The organism is Pseudomonas sp. B21-021, from assembly GCF_024749205.1.
GTDB classification, from domain to species: domain Bacteria; phylum Pseudomonadota; class Gammaproteobacteria; order Pseudomonadales; family Pseudomonadaceae; genus Aquipseudomonas; species Aquipseudomonas paraglycinae.
On the sequence record NZ_CP087192.1, the window covers coordinates 3,456,981 to 3,471,314 of the forward strand.

General features: G+C 59.3%; 11 protein-coding genes. 5 read left to right on the top strand and 6 right to left on the bottom strand.

Annotated features, from left to right (window positions below):
- Nucleotides 1–93: 93 nt before the first annotated feature.
- Together LOY31_RS15345 and LOY31_RS15350 are read right to left on the bottom strand one after the other, a co-directional pair.
- Nucleotides 94–2,079 (bottom strand): hypothetical protein, encoded by a 1,986-nt coding sequence (locus tag LOY31_RS15345; protein ID WP_258711793.1) that lies wholly within the window; start codon nucleotides 2,077–2,079, stop codon nucleotides 94–96.
- A gap of 166 nt (nucleotides 2,080–2,245) precedes the next feature.
- Nucleotides 2,246–3,067: a hypothetical protein gene (locus tag LOY31_RS15350; RefSeq protein WP_258711794.1), complete on the bottom strand. Its 822-nt coding sequence runs from the start codon at nucleotides 3,065–3,067 to the stop codon at nucleotides 2,246–2,248.
- Between the two features lie 237 nt (nucleotides 3,068–3,304).
- Here LOY31_RS15350 and LOY31_RS15355 point away from each other — a divergent pair, with 237 nt between their 5' ends.
- The 5 genes from LOY31_RS15355 to LOY31_RS15375 all read left to right on the top strand — a co-directional run bounded on the left by LOY31_RS15355 (nucleotide 3,305) and on the right by LOY31_RS15375 (nucleotide 8,677).
- Entirely contained in the window at nucleotides 3,305–4,333 is a 1,029-nt protein-coding gene (locus LOY31_RS15355) for a LacI family DNA-binding transcriptional regulator (protein ID WP_309475620.1), read from the top strand.
- A gap of 189 nt (nucleotides 4,334–4,522) precedes the next feature.
- Nucleotides 4,523–5,305, top strand: coding sequence for a sugar phosphate isomerase/epimerase (locus tag LOY31_RS15360; protein WP_085603394.1), 783 nt, complete (start codon nucleotides 4,523–4,525; stop codon nucleotides 5,303–5,305).
- Complete coding sequence (locus tag LOY31_RS15365; protein ID WP_258711795.1) at nucleotides 5,298–6,332, top strand: sugar kinase; 1,035 nt, start codon at nucleotides 5,298–5,300, stop codon at nucleotides 6,330–6,332. Before LOY31_RS15360 ends, LOY31_RS15365 begins: the two co-directional genes overlap by 8 nt.
- A 56-nt stretch (nucleotides 6,333–6,388) precedes the next feature.
- Nucleotides 6,389–7,687 carry an MFS transporter gene (locus LOY31_RS15370; RefSeq protein WP_085603390.1) on the top strand — a complete coding sequence of 433 codons (1,299 nt, stop codon included), beginning with the start codon at nucleotides 6,389–6,391 and terminating at the stop codon, nucleotides 7,685–7,687.
- Between the two features lie 21 nt (nucleotides 7,688–7,708).
- Nucleotides 7,709–8,677, top strand: coding sequence for a D-glycerate dehydrogenase (locus LOY31_RS15375; RefSeq protein ID WP_221535811.1), 969 nt, complete (start codon nucleotides 7,709–7,711; stop codon nucleotides 8,675–8,677).
- 125 nt (nucleotides 8,678–8,802) lie between these two features.
- Here LOY31_RS15375 and LOY31_RS15380 read toward each other — a convergent pair whose 3' ends face one another.
- The 4 genes from LOY31_RS15380 to LOY31_RS15395 all read right to left on the bottom strand — a co-directional run bounded on the left by LOY31_RS15380 (nucleotide 8,803) and on the right by LOY31_RS15395 (nucleotide 14,259).
- Nucleotides 8,803–9,990 (bottom strand): pyridoxal phosphate-dependent aminotransferase, encoded by a 1,188-nt coding sequence (locus LOY31_RS15380; protein WP_221535812.1) that lies wholly within the window; start codon nucleotides 9,988–9,990, stop codon nucleotides 8,803–8,805.
- A gap of 41 nt (nucleotides 9,991–10,031) precedes the next feature.
- Nucleotides 10,032–11,657 carry a methyl-accepting chemotaxis protein gene (locus LOY31_RS15385; RefSeq protein ID WP_085603386.1) on the bottom strand — a complete coding sequence of 542 codons (1,626 nt, stop codon included), beginning with the start codon at nucleotides 11,655–11,657 and terminating at the stop codon, nucleotides 10,032–10,034.
- A 246-nt stretch (nucleotides 11,658–11,903) separates the two neighbouring features.
- Nucleotides 11,904–13,043, bottom strand: coding sequence for a glycerate kinase (locus LOY31_RS15390; RefSeq protein ID WP_221535813.1), 1,140 nt, complete (start codon nucleotides 13,041–13,043; stop codon nucleotides 11,904–11,906).
- Between the two features lie 91 nt (nucleotides 13,044–13,134).
- Nucleotides 13,135–14,259, bottom strand: a complete 1,125-nt coding sequence (locus LOY31_RS15395; protein ID WP_114883310.1) for a sugar diacid recognition domain-containing protein — start codon at nucleotides 14,257–14,259, stop codon at nucleotides 13,135–13,137.
- Nucleotides 14,260–14,334 lie beyond the last annotated feature (75 nt).

Here is a 14,334-nt window from a genome sequence, read left to right on the forward strand (position 1 = left end):
CTCTTTTGTAGCCGGACATACCTTCATAACTCGTAAGTGAAACCGTTACCTGGCTCACAGTCTCCCTGTAAGCCAGGCACGGTCGGTAGTTACTTACTCGCTGCCATCGCAGAACTTGCTACTGGTATTGCGCACGTTGACCCTGTGCAGGACTTCCGGTGATTTGTAGAGTGTTCCGGCGATCGTGGTTTCGTACCATACATATACGTAGTTAAAGTCGGGGGTTCCTGGAAATGGCACGATCGGGCCTTGCAATGTCTTGAGATAAGTGAAGTTGACATCAAAAATGGTTTGCACCCCGGCAACAACCTGTTTCGTCTCCGAGTGAGGAGTACCGATTGGTATAGTCATTGCGACGTCGTCATAACCTACGGCATGCAGCGTGATGCTTTGACCTGCCGGCAGCGAACTTTGCCCTTGTGGCACGGCCACACGCCATAGAAGCTCGCCTCCAACCAGGTCGAACGAAGGGCAACTGCATACTCTGTCGGTATTGAAAGTCCTCGCCGCGTGCTCCTCCAGCTTGACCTCATTAGCCTCGAAGTTAACATCGGTCGGGGTTTTCTGTTTGACAGTAGCGTCAACATCCAGATAACGAATGTCGCAATACGCTTTTTTTATACCAGTGCCATGAACAGAGACTGTAGCGAAGTCTACATATATTGAGGCCTCTGTATCGGTCGGCTCAATGGTTGTATCCCCCATGAACTTTTCGTTGTAATGGAAGCCCACCGTTGCAGTACCGGACAGTGGATCACCAACGTCCATTTCCCACATTTTGAACGTAAATTTAATCGGCTCCCCAAAGTCACCTGGAACGAGGTGATTTAGAGTACGTGTGTCGCCGGTAACCTCAACAGGTGGAATGTTCTCACTATCAAGATCCGGCTCCGGTATCAATCCTATCTCTGGCCGCTTATTGTTCAAATATACCGTGGTTACCTGTTTCGAATCCTGAGCAGCTGCAGAACCCTCTTTGTAGGTGTAGGTAAGTTTTGCGGCAACCTCGACAGTTGACGTGCCAATCGCAGCAGCATATGCATCGTAGGTCATATCAAATTCCAGCCCTCCCGATGCGCCCAAAGGCTTACTGCCAAGGACTTCATTTTCCAGCTTGACTTCAATAATTGCTCCCGCAGCACCGTTCGTAGGCCGAGGCAGGTTGACCTTTACGGTTTTGCTTACACCATTTACAACAGGGTTGAAGTGTTTCAGCGTCAGCACGGTGGTGCCATCGGTACCGGCTTCTGGAACTTCAAGAGGGAAAAATACAACTGCCGGTGGCTGCTGGATTGCAAGGTCCTTTTTGGGTATCGAATCGCCGCTCCTGAATCCGGCGACGTCAACAATATTGGTGAGTTGATAAAGTGATACATTACCCAGTGCGCGTAGGACGTCATTACCTAAAACAAACTCTCCGCTCGCATTCAGCGTCCCGCTAAAAATCGGAGTTTGCGAACTCGAGGGCAAAGCTCTCGTATTCAAATAGAAGTTATGAATATCTTCCGCATGACTAAAAGGATAAGTTGTGACTGGCTTGCACCTGAGCCCTCCTGGATTGTTGTTAAACCAAGCCTGATTCAGGATGCCATCGGCCGGCGCATTCACATACGCAACCGCCGGGACAAGGCCTCTGCCTGAAGGGGTTTTCCTTGCGTATGGCCCACGATACCTGGCCAACACGGTAGTAGGAGCCGTGGAATGGTCCTCGTTGCCGTCGCCATCGTAAACCGCGAACCGAAATAAATAAGGAGTAGGATCTTCCGGCGCTGTATGTTCAGGAATGTCGGTTATTTTCAATGCATACATCAACGGTACGTTGGCGCCCTCCAGGTTTTTTGACTCAAGAGGCGTGACCGTGCCGTCCGGATTAACCCGTTCAAGTGTTGCCGTCCCACTGGCCGAGTTGTTCAATCCAGAAAGTTCGATGTCGACAGTCCCTCTGTCAAAATCAGCCTTTTTAACTCGCCCATTCACTGCGAGGTTAGCAATAACCGGTGGATCAGAAAGGACGCCGCCACCTGCATTCGCACTTTTCGCACTTTTTGTATCAGCAGGAATTTTTTCTTCGATAGTCATTTCACACGCTCCATGATGAGAATAGAAAAGCTGTTACTCAAGAACACTTACCAAAATGACCAGAGTCTTTCAGGGAGTTACGTGTTTCTGAAGACCCTTTCCATTCAATCGGCAAGAACCATCCACCCGAAAAACAACAAGCGAAGTGCTCGTTATGACGGCACAACTATCCAGGTATTGTTGTATCGATTTTTACCAACGCAGATCCGGACTGCGCAACCAACCTCCCTCCACTGTAAATTTTACCCACCACTAACGCCGATTGAATGACCACACCAGGCGTTAACGGTTTTATAAACCTTTCGTACGGTATGAGCATTCTGAAACCTTTCGAATTATCCTCGGCACTCAACTCTCTCTCAAAAGTACCAAATGTTTCGCTAACTTCGCCTACACCGTTGAGACTTTCACATCCTCTCCATTCCAATATATAAAGATCTTTGGGACTGCCAATCACTTGAGGCAAAACTTCAATCCACCCACCCCCGCTGAGAGCGGGAAGAATAATACAGTTCCAGTACCCCCAGAAAGTCGTGTGAAGAAACTTTACTTCGGGTAATGGCCGAACTGGAATCTGCGTGTGATCGATTGTCAGTTTCCGCCGGGGCGCGGGATCGTCGTTACCGTCCGCGTCAGTGACCAGATAATACAACCAGGCAACTCCGCTTTTGCTCAACAATAAAGGAGTAAGCGGTATCTGAATCTCAGTAATATTCACTGGCACATAAGGCTTGTCGTGAATCGTCGTTATACTTCCGAGCTGTTCGAAAAACACTTGCAACCTGTCCGGTCTTTTTGGATCAGCCGAATAGTCCTTCCATCTCGGTACTCTCGCAATAGTCCCGCCTGTAGATTCTGGAGGTGTGAGATTACCCTCGACATCACTCGGGTCTACACCGTCAACTTTTATAATGTCGGCAAGAATACCGCCTCCCGCTGAATTAACTGTTCCCGCGGAAGTGGGTGCCTTATTGGTCGATATCGACATTTTTCATAACCTGCCATCAAAATTGATGATTGGAATCTGATGAAAATAAAAAGCTGTTCGTTGGGTAAAAGTAAACATCTGATCTCCTGCGCTGCCTACTGTCAGATCTGACAGGTATTGCTACCGTCTGTCGGACTTATCCGACTTCCACCCGGCTACGCAAAGCATCTTCACTTGACGCCACCAAAGGGTTTGGTGTCTCCTGAAACCGGTTTCAGACAATAAGAAGACCCACCCGTGAACGATTTCTCCGCCGCCCAGCGCAGCCGCGTCACCATGCTCGACGTCGCCGAACACGCAGGCGTGTCCAAGGCCAGCGTCTCGCGCTTCATTGGTGACGACCGCGCCCTGCTCTCGGATGCCATCGCCCAGCGCATCGAGCAGGCAATTGCCGAACTCGGCTATCGCCCCAATCAAATGGCCCGCGGCCTGAAACGCGGCCGCACGCGCCTGATCGGCATGCTGGTGGCCGATATCCGCAACCCTTATTCGATTGCCGTGATGCACGGCGTGGAAACCGCCTGCCGCCGGCACGGTTACAGCCTGGTGGTGTGCAACACCGACCGCGATGACGAGCAGGAACGCCAGCACCTGGCGCTGTTGCGCTCGTACAACATCGAAGGGCTGATCGTGAACACCCTGGGCCATCACCGGGATGAACTGGATGAGTTGAAGCGGGAAATGCCGCTGGTGCTGGTGGATCGCAAAGTCGAGGGGCTGGACAGCGACATGGTCGGGCTGAACAACCCGCAGGCCATCGAGATGGCGCTCGAACATCTTCAGCAGCGTGGCTATCGCGATGTGTTGCTGGTGACGGAACCCTATGACGGCACCAGTTCGCGGATCGAGCGGGTCAGCGGTTTTCAGCAGCAGATTGGCCAGCGTGAAGACATGCGTGGCGCGGTGCTGGAAACCGGCCCAAGCCTAGCGAACGATCTTCAAATCTTTTTGAACACACCTGATAACGGCCCGAAAGCCCTGTTCTGCGCCAATGGCGTGGCGGCGCTGGCCTGTACCCTGGCCTTACGCGAGATTGGCTGCCGGCTGTTCGAGGCTGTCGGGCTGATCGCGCTGGATGATCTGGATTGGTATCCGTTGGTAGGCAGCGGAATCACCGCCCTCGCCCAGCCTACAGAGGAGATTGGTGCGCGGGCGTTTGAGTGTTTGCTCAAGCGGTTGCGTGGGGACGATGAAGCGGCACGGACGCTGGATTTTGCGCCGGTGCTCATTGAGCGCGGTTCGACCCGTGGATTTTGTGGTGACTGACACGGCCTCTTCGCGGGCAAGCCCGCTCCCACAGGTGTTCGGGTGTACTCGAGAACTGTTAACGACGCTATATCTGTGGGAGCGGCGGTGCGACGACTCGACTTGCCCGCGAAGGGGCCCGAAAGAGCACTGCACAACTTGATGATTTTTTTTGAACAAAAATGAAACCGGTTTCAGAGGTGGATAACAATGAATAAACCTGCCGTTTCCATCAGCCTTTCCAGCTTCGGTGCCGACCTTGTTCGTCGTCGTGGTCAGGCTTCGTTCATAGAGGTGCTGGCCGCTGCGGGCGCCAATCGCATCGAATGGCGTGAAGAGCTGCTGACCAACGAAGTCCCGGAACAACTCTCCACCGCCACGCAAGCTCAAGGCCTGCAAAGCATCTATTCCTCGCCGACCGAACTGTGGCTCGCCGGTCAGTCGCGGCCCAATCCGGAACTCATCACCGCGCTGCAAAACGCCGAAGCGTTCGGTTCGAAGTGGCTGAAAGTGTCGCTGGGCTTCTTCACCGACAACAACGATCTGCAGACGCTCGCGCAGATCCTCGCGCAAAGCCCTGTGCAGTTGCTGGTAGAGAATGATCAGACCCTGCACGGCGGTCGCATCGAACCGTTCCAGCGTTTCTTCGCTGCCGTCGAGCAACACAACCTGCCGATCAAAATGACCTTCGATATCGGCAATTGGCAGTGGCAAGACCAGTCCGCCACCAGCGCCGCCCGACTGTTGGGCCGTCATGTCGGTTACGTGCATTGCAAAGCCGTGGCCCGCCGCGCCGACGGCAAACTGGTGGCCGTGCCGCCGGCTGCCACTGACCTGCATCTGTGGGAACAACTGCTGCGGCACATGGCCCAAGGGGTCATGCGCGCCGCCGAATACCCGTTGCAGGGCGATGATCTGGTGCAACTCACCACCGAACACGTCGCCGCCCTCGCCCGCCTCGGCCAGTCCCGTCTGGAGCCTGCTCATGTCTGAGATCGATATTCTGTCGTTCGGCGAAACCATGGCCATGTTTGTCGCCGAACAGAGCGGTGATCTGGCCACCGTCGAGCAGTTTCACAAACGGATTGCCGGGGCGGACAGCAACGTCGCCATCGGATTGTCGCGGCTGGGTTTCAAGGTGGCGTGGCTGAGCCGTGTCGGGGCTGATTCGCTGGGACGATTTGTCGTTGAAACCCTGGCCCGCGAAGGTCTGGATTGCAGCCATGTCGAAGTCGACAACGCGCACCCGACCGGTTTCCAGCTGAAATCCCGCAACGATGACGGCAGCGATCCGACGGTCGAGTACTTTCGTCGCGGCTCGGCGGCCAGTCATCTGTCGCCGCAGTCGATCAGCCCGACGCTGTTAAGCGCCCGGCATCTGCACGCCACTGGCATTCCACCGGCGCTGTCCGCATCGGCCCGGGAAATGTCCCATGAACTGATGACCCGCATGCGCAACGCCGGGCGCAGCGTGTCGTTCGACCCGAACCTGCGTCCGAGCCTGTGGGCCAGCGAGCGGGAGATGATCAGCGAGATCAACCGCCTCGCCGCCCTCGCCCACTGGGTGTTGCCGGGGTTGAGCGAAGGTCGATTGCTGACCGGGTTTGAAGATCCGGCGGATATCGCCGCGTTTTATCTCGATCATGGCGCTGAAGCCGTGGCGATCAAGCTCGGGCCGCAGGGTGCGTATTACCGCACGCAACTGGATCAGGGGTTTGTCGCCGGGGTGCCGGTGGAAACCGTGGTCGATACGGTCGGTGCCGGGGATGGATTTGCGGTCGGGATGATCAGCGCCCTGCTGGAACACCAGAGCTTTCCCGAAGCCGTCAGACGCGCCAACTGGATTGGTAGTCGGGCGGTGCAGAGCCGGGGTGACATGGAGGGTTTGCCGACCCGATCCGAAGTCACCGCTGAATTCGAGGCCGCCTTCGCGAGCAAGTCGAATCGTCGCACCGCCGCTCCCACACTGGAATGCGTTCCAAATGTGGGAGCGGGCTTGCTCGCGAATGGGCCCGCATAGCCACTACAAAATCTGAACCCTGCTGCGACAAAAACAACAAGCTCAGGAGCAAGACCATGAAAACCGCAACCCTCGCCACCCGCCGCTGGTGGTACATCATGCCGATCGTGTTCATCACCTACAGCCTGGCGTACCTCGACCGCGCCAATTATGGCTTCGCCGCCGCGTCCGGAATGGCCGCCGACCTGATGATCACCCCGGGCCTGTCGTCCCTGCTCGGCGCACTGTTCTTCCTCGGTTACTTTTTCTTCCAGGTGCCCGGCGCGATCTACGCGCAAAAGCACAGCGTCAAGAAGCTGATCTTCGTCAGCCTGATCCTCTGGGGCGGGCTCGCCACGCTGACCGGCGTGGTCTCCAACGCCTATTGGCTGATCGTCATCCGCTTCATGCTCGGCGTGGTCGAAGCGGCGGTGATGCCGGCGATGCTGGTCTATCTCTGTCACTGGTTCACCCGCGCCGAACGCTCGCGGGCCAACACCTTCCTGATCCTCGGCAACCCGGTAACCATGCTCTGGATGTCGGTGGTTTCGGGCTATCTGGTGCAGCATTTCAGCTGGCGCTGGATGTTCATCATCGAGGGTCTGCCGGCGGTGCTCTGGGCATTTATCTGGTGGAAGCTGGCCGATGATCGTCCGGCCCAGGCGAAGTGGCTCAACGACCAGGAAAAGCACGATCTGGAAAGCGCGCTCGCCGCCGAACAGATCGGCATCAAAGCGGTGAAGAACTACGCCGAAGCCTTCCGTTCGCCGAAGGTAATCATTCTGGCGCTGCAATTCTTCTGCTGGAGCATCGGCGTCTACGGCTTCGTGTTGTGGCTGCCGTCGATCCTCAAGGCCGGCGCGCAGATGGACATGATCGAGGCCGGCTGGCTGTCGGCCCTGCCGTATCTGGCGGCGGTAATCGGCATGCTGCTGGTGTCGTGGGGCTCGGACAAACTGCAAAAGCGCAAACGCTTCGTCTGGCCGCCGCTGCTGATTGCCTCGGTGGCGTTCTACGGTTCCTACGCTTTGGGCGCCGAACATTTCTGGTGGTCGTACACGCTGCTGGTGATTGCCGGCGCGTGCATGTACGCGCCGTACGGGCCGTTCTTCGCCATCGTGCCGGAGATCCTGCCGGCCAACGTTGCCGGTGGCGCCATGGCGCTGATCAACAGCATGGGTGCTCTCGGTTCGTTCGGCGGCTCGTATCTGGTCGGTTACCTCAACAGCTCTACCGGTTCGCCCGGCGCTTCGTATCTGCTGATGAGTGGCGCGCTGATGCTCTCGGTGGTGCTGACGATTTTTCTCAAGCCCGGCGCGAGCGACCGGGTGACGGCCAAGCCAGTCGCACCGCGTCCGCTGCCGGCCCACTCCTGAATTGATAGAGAGATGACTGCGATGAAAAAACAGGTTGTGCTGTACAAGAAACTGTCGCCGGCGTTGATGGCGCGCCTTGAGGAACAGGTCGACGTGACGCTGATCGACAGCCTCGATGCCGACGGTCTGATGAAGCTTCGCGACGCCCTGCCGTTTGCCCACGGGTTGCTCGGTGCAAGCCTGAAACTGGACGCGGCGCTGCTCGATCTGGCGCCGAAGCTTGAAGCGATTTCCAGCGTCTCGGTCGGCGTCGACAACTACGACATTGACTACCTGACCCGACGCAAGGTCATGCTGACCAACACCCCGGACGTGCTCACTGAAACCACCGCCGACACCGGTTTCGCGCTGATCCTGGCCACTGCCCGACGCGTGGTGGAACTGGCGAACATGGTGCGCGGCGGTCACTGGCATCGCAGCATCGGCCCGGCGCATTTCGGCACCGATGTGCATGGCAAGACGCTGGGCATCATCGGCATGGGGCGCATCGGCGAGGCGCTGGCCCAGCGTGGGCATTTCGGATTCGGGATGCCGGTGATCTATCACAGCCAGTCGCGCAAACCGGCGGTGGAAGAACGCTTCGATGCGCAGTACCGCAGTCTGGAGGATTTGCTGCAACAGGCGGATTTCATCTGTCTGACGTTACCGTTGACGGCGCAGACTGAAGGTTTGATTGGTGCCGAGCAGTTTGCGTTGATGCGGCCGGAGAGCATTTTCATCAACATCTCACGGGGCAAAGTTGTGGATGAGGCGGCGATGATCGACGCCTTGCGCCATAACCGGATTCGCGCGGCGGGGCTGGATGTGTTTGAACGCGAGCCGCTGAATCACGACTCGCCGTTGTTGCAGCTGAACAACGTGGTGGCGACGCCGCACATGGGCTCGGCGACCCATGAGACGCGCGAAGCGATGGCGCGGTGTGCGGTGGAGAATCTGTTGGCGGCGTTGACTGGGGAAAAACCCGCCAACTTGGTGAATCCTCTCCACTGATGATCGTTCCCACGCTCTGCGTGGGAATGCCTCAAGGGACGCTCCGCGTTCCAGCTCTGGAAGGGACACGGAGCGTCCCGGGCTGCATTCCCACGCGGAGCGTGGGAACGATCAGGAGGAAACCCTCAGGCGCTGCGCACTTGCAGAAGTTGCGCAGCACAAAGGGCAATCCTTGAACACGCATCCGCCAGCTTCACCCGATCCACCACCAGCCCGATGCGAATATGCCCCGCCGCACTGGGCCCGAACGCTTCACCGGCCAGCACCGAAACCCCATACCCCTCCAGCAACCGCTCGGCAAAATCCTGCGCGCCGAGCCCGGTCTGACGCACGTCGACCATCACGAACATCCCGCCATCCGGCTTGATCGGGTACAACCCCGGACAGCCGCGCAAGCGCTCGCACACCAGATCCCGACGCAACCGGTATTCCTCGCGCATCTGCGTCACTTCCGGCAAATCTTTCTCCAGCGCGATCTGCGCCGCTTTCTGCACAAAATCCGGCAGGCCGAACAACATGCTCAACGACAGATTCACCAAATGCTCGGCCAAGGGTTTCGGTCCGATCATCCAGCCGATCCGCCACCCGGTCATCGCATGGGATTTGGACAGGCTGTTGATGGTTGCGGTGCGCTCGGCCATCCCCGGCAGACTCGCCGGGCTGACGTGCTCGCCTTCGTATAACAATTCGCTGTAGACCTCATCGCTGATCAGCCACAGGTCGTGGCGAATGCACAACGCCGCCAGCTCCTGCCAGATCAACAGCGACAGACTGGCACCGGAAGGATTGTTGGGACTGTTGAGCAGCATGGCCCGCGTCTTCGGAGTGATCCGCGCCGCGACATCCACCGGATCGACGCGAAAGCCGTTCTCAGGGCGGACCGGCACCGGCACCACGGTTGCGCCGCAAGCACCAAACACGCCTTCATAAGTTACATACATCGGCTCGGCGACGATCACTTCATCACCCGGATCCAGCAGACATTGCGCCACCGAATACACCGCGCATTGCGCGCCGGGAAGTACGATCACATGCTCGGCATCCACATCCTGGCCGCTGTTGCGCCGATGGCGCTCGGCAATCCGCTTGCGCAGCTCCAGCCGGCCGCGCACTTCGGAATAATGGGTATCGCCGGCCAGCAGGCTGTCGATGGCGCCGTGGATGATCGGCAGCGGCGTATCGAAATCCGGATCACCCACGGACAGCAGCAACACATCAATGCCCTCGGCGCGTAACTCCAGCGCTCGGTCGTGAATCCGCCAGGCCGCTGCTCCCTCCCCGGCGATTCGTTGGGTCAAGGCTGAATAGCGCATGTACGTCTCCTGATTGCGCGGTCTCCAGCCTTCACCCTAGGTCAAATCACGAAGCGCGCCACCATCGCATTCAAATCCACCGCCAGACGCGACAGTTCGTGGGTCGCGGCACTGGTTTGATTCGCGCCGGCGGCCGATTGAGTGGCCAGGTCGCGGATGTTGACCAGGTTGCGATCGACCTCGCGGGACACCTGCGCCTGCTCTTCAGAAGCACTGGCGATCACCAGGTTGCGTTCGTTGATCTGGTGAATCGATTGGGTGATCTGCTCCAGCGCGACGCCAGCGGCACGGGCCATTTCCAGGGTGGACTGGGTGCGTTGGTTGCTTTGCTGCATCGACTCGACCGCTTCGCCGGTGCCGTTCTGGATGCCGGCGACCATTTTTTCGATTTCCTGGGTCGACTGCGCAGTGCGATGAGCCAAGGCCCGAACCTCGTCCGCTACCACGGCGAATCCGCGTCCCGCTTCACCGGCACGGGCGGCTTCGATGGCGGCGTTGAGCGCCAGCAGGTTGGTCTGTTCGGCGATGGCGCGGATCACGTCCAGCACCTTGCCGATGTCGCGGCCCTGAGCGGCCAGGCCTTCGATCATTTGCGCGGTGTTCTGCACGTCGTGGGTCATGGTCTGGATCGCGTCGACGGTTTTCACCACTTGATCGCGACCTTCGCGGGCGGCGTGGGTCGACTGGTTTGAGGCTTCGGAAGTCGACACCGCGTTGCGTGCGACCTCTTCCACCGCGGCGGTCATTTCGTTGACGGCGGTGGCGGCCTGTTCGATTTCGTCGTTCTGCTGTTGCAGGCCACGGGACGCTTCTTCGGTCACGGCGCTGAGTTCTTCGGCAGCGGCGCCCAGTTGCGTGGCGGAGCCGGCGATCTGTTCGATGGTCTTGCGCAGGTTGGTCTGCATCGCGGCCAAGGCTTCAAGCAGGCGCGCCGGTTCGTCCTTGCCGTCGACTTCGATGGCTTTGGTCAGGTTGCCGCCGGCAATGGTTTGCGCGGCAGCGACGGCGCGGTTCAGCGGGGTGACGATGCTGCGGGTCAGCAGCCAGGCCAGCAGCACTGTCAACAGCGCGGCAATCACGGCCACGGCGATGATGCCGCTGATAGCGCCGCTGTAATACTCGTCCGCATGGGTCGAGGCGGTCTTGGCGTCAGCGGCGTTGATCGCAATCAGCTGGTTGAGCTGTTCGCCCATTTTGTCGGTGCCGTCCTTGATCTTCGTGTTGATCAGGGTACGCATCTCGTCGAGCTTGTCCTGGCGCGACAGCTCCATCATCTGGTTCTGCGCCTGCACGTAGTTGTCGAGGGTCGTCGAGAAAGTCTGATACAGCGCGCGCTCTTCCGAACTGGCCGGCAGTGCCGCGTAACTGGCCTGGGCGGCGCGCACCTTGTCCACCAGCACGCCGATGCGGGTCTGGGCTTCCTGCAAACCGGCCGGGTCGCGGTTGACCAGAATGCGGAACGACAGAATGCGCAGGCGCAGGACGTTTTCCGTGACCACGGCGAGTTGCGTGACGCTCGGCAACTGCGTCGACTCCATCTCCAGCGACGCCTGGCGGATGATCGACATGCGATTGACGGCGAACACGCCGAGCACGATCACCAGCAGGGCAATAAAGGCAAAACCGAGGAAGGCACGGGGCGCGATATTCAGATTACGCAAGGACATAGGAGGACTCTCGGATGATTGAAACTACGAGCGTCCATGCCGTGATCACTGGCCCATGGGGCGGGCTTCAGTCCGGCGTCACTGTTTTAGGAAGTCTTGTGTGCGCCTGACTTCTGTATCGGCCAGGCTTGAGGAAGATTGCGGGGAAAGACGAAATATTTTTCAAAGTGTTGCGGGTGTTTCAGCGGTGAAACACCCGTTGTTTTAGATGATGGATGACAGGTCAGGTCGATGATGGATGACAGGTCAGGTCGGGGATGCCAGGCGCCAGACGCGAGCTATATCGGTGGCGCGTTCGCGCAATAGACGTGGAGCTTCGGCGCAGGCCTGTTCGAGGGTCATCGGGCCGCTGGTGACGGCGAAGGCGGCGTCGATGCCGTGATCGTAGAGTTCCTGATAGCCCTCACCCAAAGTGCCGGCGATGACGATCACGGGTACACCTTGCTGCTTGGCGATTCGCGCTACGCCGAACGGGGTTTTGCCGCGCAGGGTCTGGGCATCGAAGCGTCCTTCGCCGGTGATGACCAGGTCTGCGCCCTTCACGGCATCGGCCAGTCCGACCAGTTCGGCGACCACTTCGACACCGGCCTGGAAACGCGCGCCGAGAAACGCCTTGGCGGCGAAACCCAACCCGCCTGCCGCGCCGCTGCCCGGCTCATCGCGTACGTCCTTGCCCAACGCTTGCGCGCAGAGTTCGGCGAAGTGGCCGAGGGCCTGATCCAGTTGTTGAACTTGCGCGGGTGATGCGCCCTTCTGCGGGCCGAAAATCGCCGAGGCGCCGTGGGGGCCGCACAGCGGATTGTTGACGTCGGCGGCGATATCGAAGCGGACTTGCGCCAGACGTGGGTCGAGTTCGCTCAGATCCAGACGTACGAGTTGCGCCAGCGCCAGACCGCCCGGCACCAGCGATTGCCCTTGAGCATCCAGCAGTTTCACGCCAAGCGCCTGCATTGCACCGGCGCCGCCGTCGTTGGTGGCGCTGCCGCCGATGGCTAGAATGATGCGTTGTGCGCCGGCATCCAGCGCAGCGCGAATCAGTTCACCGGTGCCGAAGGTGCTGCTGATGCACGCGTCACGCTGCCCCGGCGGGACCAGTTGCAGACCGCTGGCCTCGGCCATTTCGATGATTGCGGTGTAGTTGTGCGGCAACCAGCCCCACGCCGCTTCAACCGCCGCGCCCAACGGGCCACGCACTCGGGTGCGGCGCAGTTCGCCTTCGCACGCGGCGAGAATCGACTCCACCGTGCCTTCGCCACCGTCGGCCATCGGGCATTTGACCAGCGTCGCCTGCGGCCAGACCTGCGCCAGGCCCAGCGCGATGGCTTCTGCAACGCCTTGGGCACTCAGGCTGTCCTTGAACGAATCGGGGGCGATGACGATTTTCATGCGAATTCTCCAGTTCCAATGCCCCTCATGCTGCCAGTCGCCTTGCGCGTTGACGCCTGTCCGCTGCACAAGTCGTGCAGGCGTTTATTGTTCATTTCGACAAATCGTCGGTCTGTGGCAGCAATTGCACACCTAGATACAGCGCCAGCATCCCGTCGAGTCTCAGCGGATCGACCCCGCTCAACTCGGCAATCCGCTCCATGCGATAACGCAGGCTGTTGCGGTGAATCCCCAACGCATCGGCGCAGGCCTGGCTCTGCCCGTCGTGATCGCACCAACTGCGCAGGGTCGCGAGCAACTGGCCGTTGCTGTCCTTGGCGATCACTTTGCGCAACGGTTTGAGCAGTTCATCCAGCGCATCATCGTTGCGATGGCGCCAGAGCATCACCGGCAAGCGATAGCGATTGAGGGTCAGCAGCCGTGAGCGCGGCAACACCTCGCGGCCGTAAGCGAGCAGATCGCCCACCCGCCGATAGCACCGCCGCAAGCCGGTCAGTCCATCGGCCTGCCCGCCGACGGCAATGCGCAGGATGTTCCAGCCCAGGCCATCGAGTTTTTCCAGCAGGCGATCATGCTCGACGTTCTGACTCGCCGGCCGGCACCAGAGCAGCGACGACTTGGCGGAGCTCACACACCAACTGTCGGGGTAGCGCGACATCAGCCAGGCACTCAGCGCCTCGACGGTTTGCCCCGGCCCGTGTTCCAGGCCCAGCTCGAACAGATACGGCACCCGCGTCAGTTGCGGTTTGAGCCCGAGTTGCTGAGCTTCATCCACCAGACGCGGCGAATCCCCCGCTTCACTCAACAGCAGCGCGAGCAAGTCATCGCAACGCTGCCGCCGCCATTGCTGCTCGGATTGCTGATTGCGTTGGCCGACCAGCATCTCGGCGGTCATGCGCACCAGTTCGGCGTAAGTTCGCAGCTGCTCCGGCTCGCCGGTGATGCCGAGCACACCGATCAAACGCTGATCGAGCAGCAGCGGCAGATTGATCCCCGGCTGCACGCCCTTCAAATGCACGGCAGTCTGTGCGTCGATCTCCACCACCCGACCGTTGGCCAGCACCAGTTGCGCGCCTTCGTGGCGGGTGTTGATCCGCTCCGGCTCGCCACTGCCGAGGATCAAGCCCTGGCTGTCCATGACGTTGACGTTGTACGGCAAAATGGCCATGGCCCGGTCGACGATGTCCTGGGCGAGGTCGTGATCGAGTTCGAACATAGGGGCTGGAATCCTTGAAAACAGGCGCGGACGGTTGTTCACCCGCACAGGGTCTGGCGGCAAACCCTGTGCTCA

What these genes read in the sequence shown, in the direction of transcription:
- LOY31_RS15345 (WP_258711793.1), bottom strand. Translation starts at nt 2,079, where the DNA reads ATGACTATCGAAGAAAAAATTCCTGCTGATACAAAAAGTGCGAAAAGT.
- LOY31_RS15350 (WP_258711794.1), bottom strand. Translation starts at nt 3,067, where the DNA reads ATGTCGATATCGACCAATAAGGCACCCACTTCCGCGGGAACAGTTAAT.
- LOY31_RS15360 (WP_085603394.1), top strand. Translation starts at nt 4,523, where the DNA reads ATGAATAAACCTGCCGTTTCCATCAGCCTTTCCAGCTTCGGTGCCGAC.
- LOY31_RS15365 (WP_258711795.1), top strand. Translation starts at nt 5,298, where the DNA reads ATGTCTGAGATCGATATTCTGTCGTTCGGCGAAACCATGGCCATGTTT.
- LOY31_RS15370 (WP_085603390.1), top strand. Translation starts at nt 6,389, where the DNA reads ATGAAAACCGCAACCCTCGCCACCCGCCGCTGGTGGTACATCATGCCG.
- LOY31_RS15375 (WP_221535811.1), top strand. Translation starts at nt 7,709, where the DNA reads ATGAAAAAACAGGTTGTGCTGTACAAGAAACTGTCGCCGGCGTTGATG.
- LOY31_RS15380 (WP_221535812.1), bottom strand. Translation starts at nt 9,990, where the DNA reads ATGCGCTATTCAGCCTTGACCCAACGAATCGCCGGGGAGGGAGCAGCG.
- LOY31_RS15385 (WP_085603386.1), bottom strand. Translation starts at nt 11,657, where the DNA reads ATGTCCTTGCGTAATCTGAATATCGCGCCCCGTGCCTTCCTCGGTTTT.
- LOY31_RS15390 (WP_221535813.1), bottom strand. Translation starts at nt 13,043, where the DNA reads ATGAAAATCGTCATCGCCCCCGATTCGTTCAAGGACAGCCTGAGTGCC.
- LOY31_RS15395 (WP_114883310.1), bottom strand. Translation starts at nt 14,259, where the DNA reads ATGTTCGAACTCGATCACGACCTCGCCCAGGACATCGTCGACCGGGCC.